The sequence below is a fragment of the Bradyrhizobium sp. AUGA SZCCT0431 genome, assembly GCF_018131065.1.
In the GTDB taxonomy this organism is placed as follows: Bacteria; Pseudomonadota; Alphaproteobacteria; order Rhizobiales; family Xanthobacteraceae; genus Bradyrhizobium.
This window is the reverse complement of the sequence record NZ_JAFCLR010000002.1, coordinates 278456-296936: the sequence shown is the minus strand read 5'-3', so window position 1 is coordinate 296936 and position 18481 is coordinate 278456. Positions and strand designations below refer to the sequence as shown.

20 protein-coding genes are annotated in these 18481 nt (G+C 63.4%); 9 read left to right on the top strand and 11 right to left on the bottom strand.

The features are described 5' to 3' along the window. Positions 1 to 296 precede the first annotated feature (296 nt). A complete protein-coding gene (locus JQ567_RS03170; protein ID WP_212437421.1) occupies positions 297 to 1490 on the bottom strand; it encodes a GNAT family N-acetyltransferase in 1194 nt (397 codons plus the stop codon). Between the two features lie 129 nt (positions 1491 to 1619). Between JQ567_RS03170 and JQ567_RS03165 the strand changes: the two genes are divergently transcribed. Continuing rightward, on the top strand, positions 1620 to 2672 hold the full coding sequence (locus tag JQ567_RS03165; protein ID WP_212437420.1) for a polysaccharide deacetylase family protein: 1053 nt from the start codon (positions 1620 to 1622) through the stop codon (positions 2670 to 2672). 9 nt (positions 2673 to 2681) lie between these two features. Here the strand turns inward: JQ567_RS03165 and JQ567_RS03160 are convergent, their stop codons facing one another. Continuing rightward, a complete protein-coding gene (locus tag JQ567_RS03160) occupies positions 2682 to 2888 on the bottom strand; it encodes a DUF2842 domain-containing protein (RefSeq protein ID WP_192733494.1) in 207 nt (68 codons plus the stop codon). Positions 2889 to 2995: 107 nt separating this feature from the next. Between JQ567_RS03160 and JQ567_RS03155 the strand changes: the two genes are divergently transcribed. Then, entirely contained in the window at positions 2996 to 4087 is a 1092-nt protein-coding gene (locus tag JQ567_RS03155; protein WP_212437419.1) for a COX15/CtaA family protein, read from the top strand. 123 nt (positions 4088 to 4210) lie between these two features. After that, entirely contained in the window at positions 4211 to 5053 is an 843-nt protein-coding gene (locus JQ567_RS03150) for an FTR1 family protein (RefSeq protein ID WP_312017335.1), read from the top strand. Positions 5054 to 5067: 14 nt separating this feature from the next. On the opposite strand, the gene nadC is transcribed toward JQ567_RS03150, so the two are convergent. The 8 genes from nadC to JQ567_RS03110 form a co-directional block, all read right to left on the bottom strand. Beyond that, entirely contained in the window at positions 5068 to 5937 is an 870-nt protein-coding gene (nadC, locus tag JQ567_RS03145; RefSeq protein ID WP_212437417.1) for a carboxylating nicotinate-nucleotide diphosphorylase, read from the bottom strand. Next, the gene (locus JQ567_RS03140; protein WP_212437416.1) at positions 5934 to 7487 is read right to left on the bottom strand and encodes an L-aspartate oxidase; all 1554 of its coding nucleotides are present in this window, start codon (positions 7485 to 7487) and stop codon (positions 5934 to 5936) included. Before JQ567_RS03140 ends, nadC begins: the two co-directional genes overlap by 4 nt. Next, a complete protein-coding gene (gene nadA, locus JQ567_RS03135) occupies positions 7484 to 8470 on the bottom strand; it encodes a quinolinate synthase NadA (RefSeq protein WP_212437415.1) in 987 nt (328 codons plus the stop codon). Before nadA ends, JQ567_RS03140 begins: the two co-directional genes overlap by 4 nt. A 54-nt stretch (positions 8471 to 8524) precedes the next feature. Continuing rightward, positions 8525 to 9541 (bottom strand): NUDIX hydrolase, encoded by a 1017-nt coding sequence (locus JQ567_RS03130; protein ID WP_409363573.1) that lies wholly within the window; start codon positions 9539 to 9541, stop codon positions 8525 to 8527. Continuing rightward, positions 9513 to 10049 carry a hypothetical protein gene (locus JQ567_RS03125; RefSeq protein ID WP_212437414.1) on the bottom strand — a complete coding sequence of 179 codons (537 nt, stop codon included), beginning with the start codon at positions 10047 to 10049 and terminating at the stop codon, positions 9513 to 9515. Before JQ567_RS03125 ends, JQ567_RS03130 begins: the two co-directional genes overlap by 29 nt. Positions 10050 to 10316: 267 nt before the next feature. Continuing rightward, positions 10317 to 11597: an O-acetylhomoserine aminocarboxypropyltransferase gene (locus JQ567_RS03120; protein ID WP_212437413.1), complete on the bottom strand. Its 1281-nt coding sequence runs from the start codon at positions 11595 to 11597 to the stop codon at positions 10317 to 10319. 183 nt (positions 11598 to 11780) lie between these two features. Then, the gene (locus JQ567_RS03115; protein ID WP_212437412.1) at positions 11781 to 12365 is read right to left on the bottom strand and encodes a CoA-binding protein; all 585 of its coding nucleotides are present in this window, start codon (positions 12363 to 12365) and stop codon (positions 11781 to 11783) included. A gap of 113 nt (positions 12366 to 12478) precedes the next feature. Further along, entirely contained in the window at positions 12479 to 13303 is an 825-nt protein-coding gene (locus JQ567_RS03110) for an enoyl-CoA hydratase (protein WP_212437411.1), read from the bottom strand. A 96-nt stretch (positions 13304 to 13399) separates the two neighbouring features. Here JQ567_RS03110 and JQ567_RS03105 point away from each other — a divergent pair, with 96 nt between their 5' ends. The 6 genes from JQ567_RS03105 to JQ567_RS03080 all read left to right on the top strand — a co-directional run bounded on the left by JQ567_RS03105 (position 13400) and on the right by JQ567_RS03080 (position 17122). After that, complete coding sequence (locus JQ567_RS03105) at positions 13400 to 13828, top strand: PaaI family thioesterase (RefSeq protein WP_192733483.1); 429 nt, start codon at positions 13400 to 13402, stop codon at positions 13826 to 13828. A 154-nt stretch (positions 13829 to 13982) separates the two neighbouring features. Beyond that, a complete protein-coding gene (rplM, locus tag JQ567_RS03100; protein WP_212032288.1) occupies positions 13983 to 14447 on the top strand; it encodes a 50S ribosomal protein L13 in 465 nt (154 codons plus the stop codon). A 1-nt stretch (position 14448) separates the two neighbouring features. Beyond that, positions 14449 to 14925, top strand: coding sequence for a 30S ribosomal protein S9 (gene rpsI, locus JQ567_RS03095; protein WP_212032287.1), 477 nt, complete (start codon positions 14449 to 14451; stop codon positions 14923 to 14925). 237 nt (positions 14926 to 15162) lie between these two features. Further along, positions 15163 to 16380, top strand: a complete 1218-nt coding sequence (locus JQ567_RS03090) for a GGDEF domain-containing protein (protein WP_212437410.1) — start codon at positions 15163 to 15165, stop codon at positions 16378 to 16380. A gap of 99 nt (positions 16381 to 16479) precedes the next feature. Next, positions 16480 to 16716 (top strand): hypothetical protein, encoded by a 237-nt coding sequence (locus JQ567_RS03085; protein WP_212437409.1) that lies wholly within the window; start codon positions 16480 to 16482, stop codon positions 16714 to 16716. A gap of 103 nt (positions 16717 to 16819) precedes the next feature. After that, positions 16820 to 17122: an antibiotic biosynthesis monooxygenase gene (locus JQ567_RS03080; protein ID WP_192733478.1), complete on the top strand. Its 303-nt coding sequence runs from the start codon at positions 16820 to 16822 to the stop codon at positions 17120 to 17122. 6 nt (positions 17123 to 17128) lie between these two features. Here the strand turns inward: JQ567_RS03080 and JQ567_RS03075 are convergent, their stop codons facing one another. Further along, the gene (locus JQ567_RS03075; protein WP_212437408.1) at positions 17129 to 18235 is read right to left on the bottom strand and encodes an AI-2E family transporter; all 1107 of its coding nucleotides are present in this window, start codon (positions 18233 to 18235) and stop codon (positions 17129 to 17131) included. Between the last annotated feature and the right edge of the window lie 246 nt (positions 18236 to 18481).

Genomic DNA, 18481 nt, shown 5'->3' with positions numbered 1-18481 from the left:
TCGTGTGCACTTTGTTTTGTGCAAACCGCACGCGAGACCGCGGGTGCAGCGCGCACCCGGTCTTCCCTGCGCCCTCTTTGAAGAGGGCCGGAAGTTTACAGCAAAACTCGGGCGCATTGCGTCGCGAGAATACGAAGCTATATCCACGTCGTCCCGGCGAAGGCCGGGACCCATAACCACAGGATTTAATGGTTATGCGAGATCGTCGAACAGCGTCTTCCAGAATAGACGACACGGCGTATGGGTCCCGGCCTTCGCCGGGACGACGATTGGGATATCCGGCGGCGTTTCAGCCCCTAGCTGAACGCATTCCGCAGCTTCTGCGCCATCTCGAGCAGGGCCGGATTGTGCTTCACCATGCGCTTGGTGCGGTTCAGCCCCGACATCACGCCTGCGGCGAGCTTGCCGCGCTGGCTCAGCGGGATAAAACTGTCGAAGATCGGTTCGTCGTCCTTGCAGAACAGCCGCTTGTAATCGTCCGATCCGATCCCGAGATCGAAGGCGCGATAATCTTTGGCAGCGAAGTGATCGATGATGTCGCGCATCAGGATCAGGCCGGGGCTGTATTTCGAATTGGCCGACATCGTGTAGGTGTTGAACATCATCGAGAAGCGATGGCCGTCGTCGACGCCGGTGAAGATCGCGATCACTTCCTCGTCGCATTCGAGCGCGTGGATATCGATGACGCGGTTGCCGCCGGCCACTTGTGCTGCGCAGGCGCTGCGGATGAAATCCTCGATGCCGGGCTCGGCGAATACATCAGGCAATTTCTGCTCGGCCATCCGCAGCGGCTTGATGCGGAAGAACCAGTCGAGCAACCGCGTGATGTCGGCGTCGGTGGTGGCGACGTAGTAGCGATAGCCGGGCAGGGCCTGCAGTTTGCGCGCCTTGCCCTTCAGGCGCTGCCGGAACGACTTGCTGATCAGCGTCGTAGCCTCAGCACCGCTCTCCATCTTCAACAGCGGACAGTCGTTGGCGGAGGGTTGATGCGGCAGCAGCGCGATCGGATTGGGAAGATCGCGCCAGCGCAGGGGCTGTTGATGCAGCGCCAGCACGTCGGCCTCGGAACGTTGCGAGATGGCCGCGATCAGGCCTTCGATATCGGCCCGCGTTGCGGTCGCGGCAAAATCCTTGTCCCACAGCGCCATGTTGAAGGTCGAGTGCTTGCCGCCCATGAAGCTGGCGCAGCGCGCGCCGTAGACATGCCTGACCGCGAGCGGGAGCAGCATCAACGGCCGGCGCTCCGCGTCGTACGCGATCACGATGAAGGGGGTGAGGCCTTCGCGCGCGCCGACATTGCGCTGCCAGGCGCTGACGAAGTCGAAACGCTGAAAGGGCGTGCAGGATTGCTGCTGCGCGTTTTCCAGGCCGCGCCAGATCGCTTCGGCGCCGGCCAGATCGCGGATGATGTCGATGCCGGCGATGCGCCCCGGCTTCGACCAGGTTTGCGTATCCGCCGTTCCGTTTTCAATCGCGGCAGCCATGGTCATCGCAGAACCTGTGTAGGAAATTGTTTACAATTTTCGGCTTTGGCCGACCTTCGCAGGGAAATGTCAACAAAGAGTAATAACAATGCAGGCGCGGCGGCGTACCGCGCGACCGTATTTGGGGGCGGGACGTTGGCATCGGACGTCGGGTTTTTGAAGCGGGCCCAAATGGAGCTCGCTTATTTCAGCGGCTACGCGCGGCTGAAGCAGCGCGGAAGCGGCGGCGCCGGTGTCGTGCTGCGGTTCGAACGCGTGCGCGCGCGGCAGCAGCGGCGGTTCCAGCCGCTCAAAGCGAGCGAGATCACCCCGCAATTTCTCGACCGGATGATCCGGGCTTTGAAGCGCTGGAAATACGACATCGTCTCGATGGACGAGGTATGCCGGCGCGCGGTCACGTTGCCGACGGCCAATCGGTTTGTCGCGCTGACATTTGACGGCGGCTACAAGGACGTGATGACGGCTGCCTATCCGGTGCTGGCGAAGCACGCGGTTCCCTTCACCATCTATCTGCCGACCGCGTTTCCGGACGGCCTTGGCGAAGCGTGGTGGCTGGCGCTGGAGGAAATGATCGCGCGGGAAAACCGCATCAGCCTGGTGATCGATCGCAAGGAGCGGCACTTTGCCATCCGAGGCACGTCGGAAAAATATCAGGCGTTCGAATTTCTGGTCAGCTGGATGCGGACGCTGTCGCCGCCGGATCTTTCATTCGCCATCAACGATCTCTGCAAACGCTATTCGGTCGATCTTGCGGGCCTGTCGCGCGGCGCGTCGATGGATTGGGACGACCTGACGATGCTCGCGGCCGATCCGAACGTGACGATCGGCAGCGCCACGGTGAATTACCCGGTTCTGTCGAACCTGAAAGATGCCGACGCCCAGCGCGAGATGGCGATGGGCAAGGCGGTGGCGGAAGCCGCCTTCCACCGCACCATCAAGCATTTCGCCTATCCGTTCGGCGATCCGGGCGCCTTTCGCCCGGCGCACGTGGCGATGGCGCAGGAACTGGGTCTCGCCAGCGCGGCAACCGTCCTGCCGGGCGTGGTCGCTTCGAAGGGATATACCAATCTGCACGCGTTGCCACGCGTCGCCTGGGACGGACGGCGGCGTTCGCTGCGCATGATGCGGGTGATGCTTTCGGGCGCGTTTCTGCCGCAGGTAAAGGCGAAACGAACCAATTGGGGGTGAGTGCAAAATTCAGGCGTCGGGCCGCGACATCCAGCTGATGATCGGCATCGCCGGCAGCACCCATCCAAGGCCCGCCACGACGTAGAAAATCGATTGCAGCAGCCCCGAATTGGCCAGCCAAGGCGTTTGCGCGATGGTCATGCCGAGCAGAGACCAGACCACGACGAGCACCAGCAAAAAGATGGTTCCGACGAATTTGCGGGTACGGATTGTCATGGCGGATATGTGAAGCCTTTACTGAGCTTGGAGCCTGTTGCGCGCGGGAAGGGGCGGACTATAAGGGGCGCAGCAATTCAATCAAGCATGGGCATCGAACGGGTTCAATGACCGGTATTTCCAGGAGCGAGGGGCCGCCGAACCGCGCTGTCAGGTGGTGGCTGTTTGCGGTCGCGGCCCTGATCGCGATCATGGTGCTGGTCGGCGGCGCCACACGGCTGACGGAATCCGGATTGTCGATCGTCGAGTGGAAACCCGTCACCGGAACCTTGCCGCCGCTGACCGATGCGCAATGGGCGCAGGCGTTCGAGGGCTACAAGACCATTCCGCAATATCGCGAACTCAACGCCGGCATGACTCTGGCTGAGTTCAAGACCATCTTCTGGTGGGAATGGAGCCACCGGCTGCTCGGGCGCGTGATCGGCGCGGTCTATCTGCTGCCGTTCCTGTTCTTCCTCTGGCGCGGCATGCTCGGTCCTGAGCTGAAGCGGCGGTTGTGGGTGATCTTCGGCCTCGGCGCGCTGCAGGGCGCGGTCGGCTGGTGGATGGTGGCCTCGGGCCTGACGCAGCGGGTCGAGGTCTCGCAATATCGGCTGGCGACGCATCTGATGCTGGCGCTGGTGATTTTTGCGGCGATCGTCTGGACGCTGCTGCGGCTGGCGGACCGGCCGCGGCCCGCCGCGAGTTCGCGGCTCAAAATCACCGGCCTCGCGCTGCTGGCGCTGACGTTCGTGCAAATCTATTTCGGCGCGCTGGTCGCGGGCCTGCGCGCGGGCAGGGTGTATAACACCTGGCCGCAGATCGACGGCGCTTTCATTCCCTCCGCGGCACGGCTGTTCTTCGAAGATCCATGGTGGCGCAATCTGTTCGACAACACGCTCACGGTGCAGTTCGAGCATCGCATGACCGCCTATGCGCTGCTGGCGCTGGCGGTGCTGCACGCGATCGATGCGGTCGCCTCGCGCGCCGGGACGGCCGTGGTCCGCGGCGCCTGGTGGCTGGTCGCCGCGATCGTCGTACAGGCGGTCCTCGGCATCCTCACGCTGCTGCATCAGGTGCCGATTGATCTCGCCTTGGCCCATCAGGCGGTTGCGATGGTCGTCCTGACGCTGGCGATTTTTCAGACCGAGCGGCTGGTGGCTCGCCGCACCGAGCCCGGCCCGGAGAGATTGGTTCAGCCGGTGGGGCAGCCCGGCTGAAATTGAACTATTCTAATTTGTCGTCATTGCAGGAAGTGCCCGGTTTGCAGGGCCTTTGCACAGAGATAACCAGCCTAACGTGTTTGTGTCGGACAGGACTGCTTTACTTGAAAACTCCGAACGATAAAACGAACCGAAAATAGGGGTTCGTTGATGTCCTCAGCATTCATCCAGGCCGCCGTCATCCTGCTCCGCGAGGGGCTTGAAGCCATGCTGGTGATCGCGGCGCTCGCGGGCTATCTGAAAAAGGTCGGCTCCGCGCACCGTGTCGGCGCGCTGTATGGCGGCGCGCTGGCCGCGGTTGGCGCCAGCTTCATCGCCGCCTGGCTGTTCGCGGTGCTCAATTCCGGCGACCACAGCGACGTCCTCGAAGGCGTCATCATCCTGTTCGCCGCCGCCTTGATGCTCTATGTCAGCGGCTGGCTGATGGTGAAGCAGGATCCGCGCGGCTGGCAGGATTATCTGGCGCACAAGGCCGACAGCGCGCTGGCGCAGGACACGGTGTGGGCGGTCGGCGCGCTGGCCTTCCTCGCCGTGTTCCGCGAGGGCGCCGAAACCGTGCTGTTCATCAACGCGCTGGCGAAGACCGAAGGCGGCTGGAGCGCCGGGTTGTTCGGCGGCCTTGCGGCGGCGGCGGTTGGGCTTGCCGTGCTGTTCTATTTCATCAACATGATCGCGCAAAAGCTTCCGCTGCGGCCGTTGTTCGTCATTACCTCGGCGTTCCTGTTCGCGATGGCGATCAAGTTCATCGGCGAAGCGGTGCAGGAATTCCAGGAGCAGGCCATCATCACGGTCACCGAGGTCAAGGGCAGCGCGTTCTTCACCGCGATCGGACTCAATCCGAGCATGGAGGCGCTGTCGATCCAGCTGCTGGTTATTCTGTTTGCGCTCGCGACCTATTCGGTATTCCAGCGCAACAGCCGCCTGACGCGCGAGGACAAGGCCGCCGCGCGTCCGGCCGAGTAATCCTCACGTCATTCTCAAGCGGCCTGCCGCTTGAGATCGAGATAGTCGAGCCCGATGTCGAGCGCGGCCGAGCTGTGCGTGATCCAGCCGGCCGAAATCAGGTCGACGCCGGTCGCCGCGATCGCCTTTGCGGTGGCGGCGGTGATGCGGCCGGACGCCTCGGTGATCGCCCTACCGCCGGTCATGGCTACGGCCTGCCTGAGCTCCTCGTTCGACATGTTGTCGAGCAGCACCGCGTCGACGCCGAGCGCCAGCACCTGTTCGAGCTGCGCCAGCGTGTCGACCTCGACCTCGATCTTGACGAGGTGGCCGGCATGGGCCTTGGCCCGCGCGATCGCGGTGCTGATATCGCCGGCCAGCGCGATGTGGTTGTCCTTGATCAGGATGGCGTCGTCGAGGCCAAAACGATGATTGCCGCCGCCGCCGGCGCGCACCGCATATTTTTCCAGCGCGCGCAGCCCCGGCGTCGTCTTGCGGGTGCAGACGATCTGCGCCCTGGTGCCCTTCGCGGCGGATACCAGCGAGGCGGTGGCCGTTGCAACGCCGCTGAGATGACACAGGAAGTTCAGCGCCGTCCGCTCGCCGGTCAGCAAACCGCGTGCGGGGCCTTCGATGGTCGCGATGATTTCGCCCGGCGCGACAACGCTGCCGTCGGGCCGCTCCGCACGGAGCGTGATGGCTGGCGACGCGAACTGGAAGGCGCAGCGCGCGATGTCGAGGCCAGCCACGACGCCGGGCTGCCGCGCGCGCAGCACCAGCGCGGCCTGCTGGTCGGCGGGCACAATCGCGTCCGCCGTGATGTCACCGGCGCGGCCGAGGTCCTCCAGGAGGGCGGTTCGCACGATCGGTTCGTACATGATGGGCAGGAGGGGATTCAGCGTCATGATTGGGCACTCCCAAGAGACAAGGTGTCGGATTCCACAATCTCGCGAGCGGCGTCGAGCGCCTCGGAAAGCGAGATCGACGACGGCGCGGCGGTAGCCGGCGTGTCGGGATAATCGGTGCGAAAGTGCCCGCCGCGGCTCTCCTCGCGCCGATAGGCGGCAACGGCGATCATCAATCCCACCAGCGCCGGATCGGATGCCGCGCCATCTCTGTGGGCGATCGGCAAGAGGCCCCGAACCAGCCGACCGATTGCGTTGCGGTCGCGGAGCACGCCGAGGCCTTGCGACATCATCGGCCGTAGGGTCGATGGATCGGAGGCGGGCAGGGACGTAAGGGGCGCACGCGCCTTCAATGGCCCGCGGCTCGCTCGGCTGACACTCCCCGCAACCCACTCGGCACAGACGATGGCTTCCATCAGCGAATTGCTGGCAAGCCGGTTGGCGCCGTGCAAGCCGGTGCGGGCGACCTCGCCGCAGGCCCAGAGGCCACCAACCGTGCTGCGGCCCTCAAGATCAACAGCGATGCCGCCCATGTGGTAGTGCACGGCGGGCCGCACCGGAATCGGATCGGTCGCAGGATCGATCCCGGCCATTTTGCAGAACGCGGAGATGACGGGATAGCGCTCGGCAAAATCCTTGCCTGGATGCTTCCGTGCATCGAGAAATACGCGATGATCTTCAGCGCGGCGACGCCACACGGCACGCGCGACGATGTCGCGGGCTGCGAGCTCGGCGCCGGGCTCATCCGCCATGAAACGCTCGCCGGTCTCGTCGATCAGGGTTGCGCCGTCGCCTCTGATAGCCTCGGTGAGCAGCGGCATCGGCCGCGACGGTCCATCGAACGCCGTTGGATGAAACTGGATGAACTCCAGATCCGAAAGCTTCGCGCCCGCGTGCGCTGCCAGTGCCAGCCCCTGGCCGAAGCAGCCGGCCGGATTGGTGCTGTCGAGAAACAGTCCGCCGATCCCGCCGGTCGCGATCACGACGCGGCCGGTATCGATCACCAGCGGGCCTTGCGCGTTGACCGCGAGCACGCCCTTGACAGCGTTGTCCTCGACGATCAGCCGGCGCGCCTCGACACCCTCGAGCAGCGTGATCGACGGGCAGCGGCGTACCGCCGATATCAGCGCCCGCATGATCTCCCGGCCGGTGCCGTCGCCGGTGGCATGAACAATCCGGTTGCGGCTGTGGGCGGCTTCGAGGCCAAGCCTCCAGCGTCCATCCGGCCGCCGGTCGAAGGCGACGCCGAGTTGCGCGAGATGTTCGACCGCCGCGGGCGCCGCGCGGACGATCCGGCTTGCAGTGGTTTCGTCGCAAAGCCCGGCGCCGGCGGCGAGGGTGTCGGCGAGATGCAGCGCGGGGTCGTCGTCCGCACCCATCGCCGCGGCGAGCCCGCCTTGCGCCCACAGGCTGGAGGCCTCCGCCCCCAATGGGGCCTTCGACATCACCAACACCGGCTCCGGCGCCAGTTGTAGCGCCGTCATCAATCCTGCGGCGCCGCCGCCGATGATCACCGGACGGTTGGCCAGCGCTGAAATATCCGTGCTCATATCGCCAGCATCCTCTCAACGGCGCGCCGCGCGGAGGCGGCGATCGCGGGATCGATCGTCACCTGGTGCTGATTGGTCTGAAGCGCATGGCGGATATTTTTCAGCGTGATCCGCTTCATATGCGGGCACAGATTGCAGGGCCGGATGAATTCGACATCGGGATGCAGCACCGCGACGTTGTCGCTCATCGAGCACTCGGTCAACAGCACGACACGGGGCGGGCGCTGCTGCTCGACGTATCCGGACATCGCTGCCGTCGAGCCGGAGAAATCAGCTTCCGCCACCACTTCGGGCGGGCATTCCGGATGCGCCAGAACAGTGACGCCGGGGTGGTTCTCCCGGATCTGCCTGATGTCGTCAGGCGTAAAGAGCTCATGCACTTCGCAGTGGCCCTTCCACGCGATGATCTTCACGTCGGTCTGCTTGGCGATGTTCTGCGCCAGATATTCGTCCGGCAGCATGATGACGCGTTCGACGCCGAGCGACTCCACGACCTTGAGTGCGTTGCCCGAGGTGCAGCAGATGTCGGATTCCGCCTTCACGGCGGCCGATGTGTTGACATATGTGACGACGGGCGCGCCGGGATATCGCTGACGCATCAGCCGCACGTCTGCCGGGGTGATTGAGTCCGCGAGCGAGCAGCCGGCCGCAAGATCAGGGATCAGGACGATCTTCTGCGGATTGAGCAGCTTGGCCGTCTCGGCCATGAAGTGCACGCCGGCGAGCACGATGATATCGGCGGCGACCTTGGTGGCTTCGCGTGCCAAGAGCAGGCTGTCGCCGACGATGTCGGCGACGCCGTGGAAGATTTCCGGCGTCTGGTAGTTGTGCGCCAGGATGACCGCGTTGCGTCTGCGCTTGAGGTCGAGGATGGCGTCGACGTCGCCTGCGAAGGTCGCCCATTCGGGCGGCGGGATCACGCGTTTCACCCTCTCATAAAGCGGCGCGGTGCGGGCGAGGGCGTCGGCATTGAGGCTGGCCATTTATACTCTCCATGAGCATATCATGGCTTATACTTATCCTGAGCATAACTTAAGTCAAGTGCGCGAGAGGGGCAGCTTGGTTCCGGCGACGGCCCGTTCGGCCAGGACGGCGTGGCGGAAGCGGAACAGCTTGGCGGGGCGGCCGACGGTGTCGGCGGCGATTGCGCCAGTTTCCTCAACGAGTTGCTGTTGTTCCATCAGGCGGCGGAAGTTCTGCTTGTGCACCAGCCGTCCTGCAAGCGCTTCAACACTGCGTTGCAGTTGCAGCAGGGTGAATTCCGCCGGCATCAGTTCGAATACCACGGGGCGGTACTTGATCTTGGCCCGCAGTCTTGCGATCCCGGTCGCGAGAATACGGCGGTGATCGGCCGTCATCGGCCGGCCGGGCACCAGCGTGGCCGCATTGCCGCTTTCGCGAACCGCTTCGGGAATCAGCGCGGCCTCAAAGAGCAACTCGTAACGTTGCAGCACGAGTTCTTCATTCCACTCGCGGTCTTCGAACCCGAAGGTGATCGCGGCACGCTGCCAGCGTTCGCGCTGCAACGCCGCCGAGGGCGCGGATTTCGCCCATGCACGCAGTCGCGGCGTCAGCAGTTTCGCCAGCAAAGGAGGCGGCCCTTCCCGATGATCCTCCCACGGGAAATAATCATACCAGCCGGACCAAAGGGCCTCCGCCCCTTCGCCAATCTGATCCTCGCGAGTCAGTCCCAAATAGCTGATCGACACGCTATGCGGTGATTGCGCGTCGCCGGTCCGCCCGCGATCGGCAAAAGTATAGAGCTGCTCGACATAGCCGAGCGGATGGCCGGTTTGCGCTTCGACCCACGCCCGCAAACCTGATTGCAGCGAGCGGTGCTTGAATTCGAACGGGCCACTCGGCAGCGCACCCGCATTGGCGATCGTCATGATCTTGGGTTCGCCGTCGGTCACCGCGACCAGCACGGCAACCAGATCGGCGGTGATCGCGCGCGCGGAGCTCGGTGTCTTAGTTTTTCGCGGTGGCCCTGCCACGTCCAAAAGTCCGTTTCTGTTGCAGTCGCGGCTAGCGATAGCCATAGACGCCGCCAGCATAAGGCAGGCGATTCCAGTAGGGCGTGTAGGGGCCGCCGTAATAGGGGCCATCATAGCTGTAGGAATGGCTGGTGCCGTAGTAGCCCGGCAGGGTGTTGGAGCCCGGCAGCAACGGGACGCCGTACACGCGCGGCGCATAGGGGACGACGCCGACCGGCGTGAACAGGACGTCGGGATCCTCCTCCTCGACGACAACCAGTTGCCGGCCGCGCCGCACGTATAGCGGTGCCGCCGCGGGGGCGACCGTGGTCCGGTACTTGTAGTGCGCGCGGGGCAGGCCGGGCGGCAACTGGCTGGCAGCGCGAACCGCGGCGCGCCTGGCGGCGGCGGGGTTATCGGCGCGCTTTGCCACGGCTGGGCTTTTGGCGGGTGTGGTAGCGGCCGGGCTGTCGGCAGGCTTTGCTGCTGCGGTGCCATCGGTGGCCTTGGCGGCCCCGGGGCTCTCGTCCGCGGCAGCAGTTCCGATCGCGAAAATCGCGACCAGAAATGGCGTCATCCAGCGCAGCATCGTTTGCTCCGAATCATCAAGGGCAGATCAGCGCCACTTTATGCCGGATTGAGCGTTAACGAGAGGCCTGTGATGGACGGTACCTAAGGGCAAGCCGTCATGCCCGGCCATAGCCGTCCGAAGGACGGCGTCGCTTCCGCTCGCCTATGTGCCGGGCATCCACGGCTTGCTTGGTCTTAGCGCGAAGACGTGGATGTCCGGGACATCTAGCGCGAAGACGCGCTTCGCGCTTTTGCCCGGCCATGACGACTTGATGGGCGCAAACCCTTACGCCGTCAGCGCCTGCTCCAGATCGGCGATCAGATCTTCCTTGTCCTCGATGCCGATCGACAGCCGGACCACGTCGGGGGCGGCGCCCGATTTCACCTTGGCGGCGTCGTCGAGCTGGCTGTGCGTGGTCGAGGCCGGGTGGATCACCAGCGAGCGGGTGTCGCCGACATTGGCGAGGTGCGAGAACAGTTTCAGGTTCGACACCAGGTTGACGCCGGCGTCATAACCGTCCTTGAGGCTGAAGGTGAACACCGCGCCGGCACCCTTCGGCGCGTATTTGCGCGCCAGGTTGTTGTACCTGTCGTTGGCGAGACCCGCATAGTTCACCGCGGCGACCTTGGGATGGCCGGCGAGGAATTCCGCGACGGCCTTGGCGTTCTCGCAATGCTTCTGCATGCGCAGCGGCAGCGTCTCGATTCCGGTCAGGATCATGAAGGCGTTGAACGGCGACAGCGCCGGGCCGAGGTCGCGCAGGCCGAGCACACGGCAGGCGATCGCGAAGGCGAAATTGCCAAAAGTCTCCTGGAGCTTGATGCCGTGATACTCGGGGCGCGGCTCGCTCAGCATCGGATACTTGTTGTCCTTCGACCAGTCGAAGGTGCCGGCATCGACGATGATGCCGCCGAGCGAATTGCCGTGGCCGCCCAGAAATTTCGTCAGCGAATGCACGACGATGTCGGCGCCGTGATCGATCGGGCGGATCAGGTAGGGGGTGGCAAGCGTGTTGTCGACAATCAATGGCACGCCGGCCTTGCGGGCGACGGCGGCGATCGCCTCGATATCGGTGATGCTGCCGGAGGGATTGGCGATCGACTCGATGAAGATGGCCTTGGTGTGCGGCGTCACCGCGCGTTCGAAACTTGCGATATCATCTGAATCCGCCCATGCCACGTTCCAGCCAAAACTCTTGAAGGCATGGGTGAACTGGTTGATCGATCCGCCATAGAGTTTGCGCGCGGCAATGATCTCGTCGCCGGGCATCAGCAATTGCTGGAATACGACCACCTGGGCGGCGTGTCCGGACGCGACCGCAAGCGCGGCGGTGCCGCCTTCGAGTGCGGCGACGCGTTCTTCCAGCACCGCGTTGGTCGGATTGCCGATGCGGGTATAGATGTTGCCGAAGGCCTGCAGGCCGAACAGGGATGCAGCGTGATCGGCATCGTTGAAAACGAAAGACGTGGTTTGATAGATCGGCGTCGCCCGCGCGCCGGTGGTCGGGTCAGGCTGCGCGCCCGCATGCACGGCAAGGGTTGAAAATCCCGGGTGACGATCGGTCATTCTATGCATCCTGTTTTTGGTTCGTCGAAAATGCGCGGCATGCTGATCGCAAGCCGCGTCCGCCGTCAAGGCGACCGTTTCACATATCGTGGATTAGGAACGGACGTGCTTCACGGGAGCCTGTAGCCGGGCGGCGCTCCGCGCCGTTGGCCACGTTTGCGAAACAATCGTTTCGCATATGCATTACGGCAGTTCGCTCTTGTTTTTCGCGGCGCGATCGGAGGCCGCGGTTTCACCGCCGCCGACGCTCATCCGGTTCAGCGACAGCCGCATGCCCTGCGTCGGGATCGGCGCGCGTTTCGAGCTGAGCGTTCGCGAATTGACGCCCATCCAGGAAATCTCCGACGACAGCCGTCCATATTCGATCTTCGGGCAGCGGTTCATCACGACCTTGATGCCGGCGGCTTCGGCTTTTTCCGCCGCGGCATCGTCGCGCGCGCCGAGCTGCATCCAGATCACCTTCGGCAGCGGCGACAATTTCAGGGCTTCATCGACCACCGGCATGATGTGGCTGGAATTTCGGAAGATGTCGATCATGTCGATCGGGCGGTCGATATCCCCGAGCGAAGCAACGAAGGGTTTGCCGAGCAGGCTCTTGCCGACATGGCCGGGATTGACCGGGATCATGTCGTAGCCGCGCTGTGCCAGATATTTGAACGCAAAGTAGCTCGGCCGCACATTGACCGGCGAGGCGCCGACCATCGCGATCAATTTCACGCTGTTGAGGATCGCGCGGATGTAATTGTCGTCGTAGGCGTCGTGGTTCATTTAGAGCAACCAATCATTTCGATCGTCATTGCGAGGAGCACAGCGACGAAGCAATCCATACTTTCTCTGTCGCGCGATGGATTGCTTCGCTGTGCTCGCAATGACGGAAAAAGCTATTTATCCTGCCACTTCGGCTCGCGCTTCTCGATGAAGGCGCCGATGCCTTCTTCGGCGTCGCGCGCCATCATGTTTTCGGTCATCACCTCTGCGGCATAGCGATAGGCGTCGGCGAGGCTCATTTCGGCCTGGCGATAGAAGGCCTCCTTACCAAGCTTGACGGTGTAGGCGGATTTCAGCGCAACCTTTTGCGCGAGTGCAATCGCCGCATCGCGTTCGGTGCCGGGTGGAACCACGCGATTGACGAGGCCGAGGTTTTGCGCCGTCGTGGCGTCCACCGGCTCGCCTGTGAGCAGCATTTCCATCGCCTGCTTGCGCGGCACGTTGCGCGACAAAGCCACCATCGGCGTCGAACAGAACAGGCCGATATCGACGCCGGGCGTGGCAAAGCTTGCGGCCTCGGAGGCGACCGCCAGATCGCAGCTCGCCACCAGCTGGCAACCGGCGGCGGTGGCGACGCCCTGAACCGCGGCGACCACGGGCTTCGGCAACTGCACGATCGCCTGCATCATCGCGCTGCAGGCATTCATGATCTCTGCGAAATAGGCGCGGCCGCGATCGGCATCGCTGCGGCGCGCGGTCAATTCCTTCATGTCGTGGCCGGCCGAAAACGCCGGGCCGTTGGCGGCGATGACGAGTGCGCGTACATTCTTGTCGTCGTGAATGTCCTTCAGCGCCGCATGCAGTTCGGCGATCAAGCCCTCCGACAGGCTGTTGCGCGCCGCAGGCCGGTTCAAGGTAAGCACGGCGACGCTGCCGACGTTCTCGCGCAGCAGGATCGGCGATTGATGGGCGGGCGCGCGGGCGGTCTGGGGCGACATCTCAAAAATTTCCGCTCAGTGGTTTTCTTGGGTTTTCTTTGGGCTTTGATGACAACTTAATGTAACAGGCGATCTGAAGCGAGGGCAGGGTACGGCATGGCGGCAGCGAAAATGAGCGTGGCTGAACTGGAGAAGTTCCTCCACGACGAATTCCCGCAAGCGTTCAAAGGCGGCGATATCACCATCGAAAGCGCCGATGGCGAGACCTGCCTGCTGCGCCAGCGCTATAACGAGAACATGCTGCGCCCGGGCGGCACGGTGTCGGGCCCGACCCTGATGGCGATGGCCGATTTCGCAATGTATGTGGTGCTGCTGTCGGCGATCGGACCGGTTGGGCTTGCCGTGACCACCAATCTCAACATCAATTTCCTGCGCAAGGGCCAGCCCGGACAGGACGTGCTGGCCGCGGCCCGGCTGTTGAAGCTCGGCAAGCGGCTGGCGGTGGGGGAAGTCAATCTGCTGTCGGGCACGTCGCCCGATCCGATCGCGCACGTGACGTCGACCTATTCCATTCCAAACAAATAGGCTTTTATACGGTAATATAACACCATATTTATAAGCCTTTGTTTTTACTGTTGTAATTATCGTCATTTGGCATTGACGCGCCGCGCGCGGTTCTCTAGAAACCGCGCAGTTCGGCGCAGCCTGCGCCGCAGTCCCCTTTTACGGATTTCCTCACATGAAAACCTTTTCGGCTAAGCCCGCCGAGGTGACGAAGAAGTGGGTGCTGATCGACGCCAAAGGTCTGGTGGTCGGACGGCTCGCTACCCTGGTCGCCATGCGTCTGCGCGGCAAACACCTGCCTACCTACACGCCCCACGTCGATTGCGGCGATCACGTCGTCATCATCAATGCGGCGCATGTCGTTCTGACCGGTCGCAAGCGCGACCAGAAGGTCTATTACAAGCACACCGGCTTCATCGGTGGCATCAAGGAACGCACCGCGAAGTCGATCCTCGAGGGTCGCTTTCCCGAGCGCGTGGTCGAGAAGGCCATCGAGCGCATGATCCCCCGCGGTCCGCTTGGCCGCGTGCAGATGGGCAATCTGCGCGTTTACCCCGGCGCCGAACATCCGCATGAAGCCCAGCAGCCCGAGACGGTTGATATCGCTTCGATGAACCGCAAGAACATGAGGGCCGCATAAGATGTCAGACACCATGCAGTCGCTCGACCAGTTGTCGCAGCTGAAGCCGGCAACGCCGGATGCCCCGAAATACGTCAAGAAGGTCGACAAATACGGCCGCGCTTATGCCACTGGCAAGCGCAAGGACGCGGTCGCCCGCGTCTGGATCAAGCCGGGCGCCGGCAAGATCCTGGTCAACACCCGCGAAGTCGAAGTCTATTTCGCGCGTCCCGTTCTGCGCATGCTGATCCAGCAGCCGCTGGTCGCAGCTGCCCGTGCCGGCCAGTACGACGTCATCTGCACGGTCGCCGGCGGCGGTCTGTCGGGCCAGGCGGGTGCCGTGCGTCACGGCATCTCCAAGGCGCTGACCTGCTTCGAGCCGGATCTGCGCGGCGTATTGAAGAAGGGCGGCTTCCTGACCCGCGACTCCCGTACCGTGGAGCGCAAGAAGTACGGCCGCGCCAAGGCGCGCAAGTCGTTCCAGTTCTCGAAGCGCTAATTGCTTCGCTAAAATTTGCAGCGATTGCTGCATTCAAAAACGAAGGAAAAGGGCGCTTATCAGCGCCCTTTTTGTTGTTAGTTTAGAGATGAATTAACGCAGATTTTCGCGAAAACTTTCGTACGCGTACACACGAATTTGGAACCCGAGCGTCCTAGCGTGCCAGGACTGCGGGGGCGCAGCATCACATTTCCAAATGCGCTCCCAGCATTGCATCACACTTTTACGGTGGGGCTCATGTCGTTCGATACGTCCACGCTATATCTGTTCGCGACCATGGTTGCGGGCATGCTCGGGGCCATGCTCATTTTCTTCGGCAAGCAGGAAAATGTCCCGGCGTTGAAGTGGTGGGGCACGGCCTATTTGCTCGGTGCAGCCTCGGTCGCGATCTGGACCGTCGGCGGCGCCAGCCTTGGCGGACCGCTGACGCTGGCGTTGAACGCGGTCGGCTTCATCGCCTGCGGCATGGTCTGGAATGCGGCGCGCGTCTTCCTCGGCCGCGCGCCCAACCTGCCGGGGCTGGTGTTCGGCGCGATCGCCTGGGTCGGCGTATCAGTGGCCTTGCCGTGGCTGGATCCGGCGATGCGCCTTACCGCCGGTGCGGCCATCGTTGCGATCTACGCGGCGTTGACGGCCTCGGAATTGTGGAGCGAGCGGCGGCGCAGCATGCAGAAGCGCTGGCCGACCGTTGCGGTGCCTGTCATGCATGGCTGCGTGCTGATGCTGCCGATCCTGCTCGGTGATCTGCTGCGGCCGCATGACGAAACCTTCTACAGCAGCATCTGGGTGACGGCGTTTTCGATCGAGCTCGTGCTCTATGCGATCGGCACCGTGTTCGTGATCTTCATGTTGGTGTCGGATCGTGCCGTGACCGTGCACAAGACCGCAGCGTCGATCGATCCGCTGAGCGGTATGTTCAACCGCCGCGGCTTTGCCGAAGCCTGTGCGCGGGTGATCGAACGCGAGGCCAAGGCGGGCCGGCCGGTGACGGTGATGATCTTCGACATCGACCATTTCAAGGGCATCAACGACCGTTTCGGTCATCCGGCGGGCGATGAAATCCTCAAACTGTTCTCCACCGTCGTGGTCAACAATCTGCGCATCAGCGATCTGTCGGGCCGCATCGGCGGCGAAGAGTTCGCCGCGCTGTTGCCGTGTGCGCTGGACGAGGGCGTGCTGGTGGCCGAGCGCGTGCGTGAAGCTTTCGAGGCGTCCGGAATCGTGTGCGAGGAAGGCGCTGTCGATACCACCGTCAGCATCGGCGTGGCCGGTGGGCCGGCGGGCACCGAGCTCGAAGTGCTGCTGGCGGCGGCCGACACCGCGCTCTATCAGGCCAAGCGCAGCGGCCGCAATCGCGTCGAGGCCGCCGAAGAGCTGCCGCTGTCACTGGAGCACTGGCGGCGCAAGACCGCGGGCCTTCCGGCGCCGGCCCGTGCGCAGGCTGCCGCTACCTAGAGCGTTTTCCAGCGAACCGGTCGCCGCTTCGCTTGAAACGCGCTGCAGGAAAATGCGGCGGTAACCTCGCGTTTACCATTCCGTCCATATTATTTACTTATGGAATCGATACGCTCGCGAAACCCCCAGGCTGCCCTGATGTCGCTCGAAGCGGCCGCAGTCTCCGCCCGTGGCGGCTTCGCCTGCATGTTCTCCAGCTCGGAAGAATTCGAGACAGCGCTCATAACCGAGCGCCGGGCGCAGGGCCGTTACGATCAGCGCAGAACGCGCTGGCCTGCCATCCTGTTCATCGGTTGCGCGATGATGGTCGTGGGCACGGTGCTGCTGTTCAATTGAGCCGAACTTTCGGGATGCTGATGCCGGGCGCCGCAAGGCGCCTTTTTCTTTTGGACGGCCCGGGCTAAACCACGGTTATTCCCAGCAAGAGGCTGTAACCGCCATGATCACCGAAATCGCACAAATCGACGTCAAGCCCGGCACCGAGAAGGATTTTGAAGCCGCGGTGGCCAAGGCGCGTCCGCTGTTCCTGCGCGCCAAGGGCGGCAAGGGGTTTGAGCTGCACAAGTCGATTGAGAAGCCGCAGCGCTATCGCCTGATGGCGCAATGGGAAACGCTGGAAAATCACACCGTCGATTTCCGCGGCTCGGAAGATTTTACGGCATGGCGCGGCCTGGTCGGGCAGTACTTTGCGGCGCCCCCGGAGGTCGAGCACACCGAGACGGTGCTGACGTCGGCAGGCTAAAGCGGCTTACACGATCGCCTTTTCGGCCTTGAAATGGTCGATCATGACCTTGGCGATCGCCATCAGGGGGAGCGCCAGCGCCAGCCCCCAGATGCCGAACACGACGCCGAGCAGGATCTGGAACGCGAACAGCGTGGCGGGCGGAATATCCAGCGCCTGACGCTGGATGATCGGCGTCAACACGTAGCTTTCCAGCGCATGGACGCCGAGGAACAGGATGAACGCGCTCAACGCCGCGACCCATCCGGAGGCGAGGCTCGCCAGCACCACGATCAGCCCACCGAGGATCGCGCCGACGGTCGGAATGAAGGCGAGCAGCCCGGCCTGGATGCCCAGAATGAACGAGCTGGGGATGCCGATGATGGCAAGTCCGACCCACGTGACAAAGAACACCGCGGCCATGGTGATGATCTGCGCGATCAGCCAGCGCTCCAGCGTCCAGCCGATGCGGTCGATAATGATGGTGGCACGGGCGCGGTGCTTGGCTGGCGCCATGAACAACAGCCCGTTGCGGTAAACGCTCGGTTGCACGGCAAAGGCGAGGCCCAGAAACAGCACGATAAAGAAGTTTCCGACGGCGCTCACGGTGCCCAGGATCAGCTTCAGGCTCTGGCTGAAAATGGCACCGCCGCTCGAAGCGATGGTGCTGGCGCTGGGAAGGCTATGCGGCGTTGTTGGCGCCGCCGGCGCAGACGCATCCGAAGCCGCATTGAGGCTGCCGAAGTCGAAAAAGCTGGTATCGACCCCATTCCTGTCCAGGAAGGCTTTGAGGTCGACCAACTGCGACTTGATCGTGTCGCTCAACACCTTGGTCTGTTGCGCGATGGTGGCGCCGCCGAGGAAAAGGATACCCGACAGGAGCCCGGCCAACACCAAGCCCACGACGGTGAGCCGCAGCGAATGCGGGAGTTTGACCACGCGGCCGAGCATATTGGCCATCGCGGTGAGGGCGACGCCGAGCAGCGCGCCGGCAAAGATCAGGAACAGGGTCGCGGCGAAATACCAGGTGAACAGCAAGAGTGCCGTGAACAGCACGACGCCGATGCCTCCGACCGAGATCGCCCACGCCAGATCGTTGCGGGCCAAAAGACGACCGTCAGCCGGACCTGTCACGTTGATTCCTTCCTGCAGAATATCCCGCGCCAGTCTTTCGCGAAAATTCGCCCGGGATCAAGCGGCGAGGCACGCGCCGGTTTGACGCTGCCATGCCCGGTGTGCCAAGCGGTGCAGGCTAACTAAAGCGTTTACCAGCGAAGTGGACGCCGGTTCGCGTCAAGAAAACGCGTCAAATCAAGAATCTGGAGCTCCGTTCCGATTCCATCGGAACGGAAAAGGCTCCAGCGACAGGCGCGTCGGCGA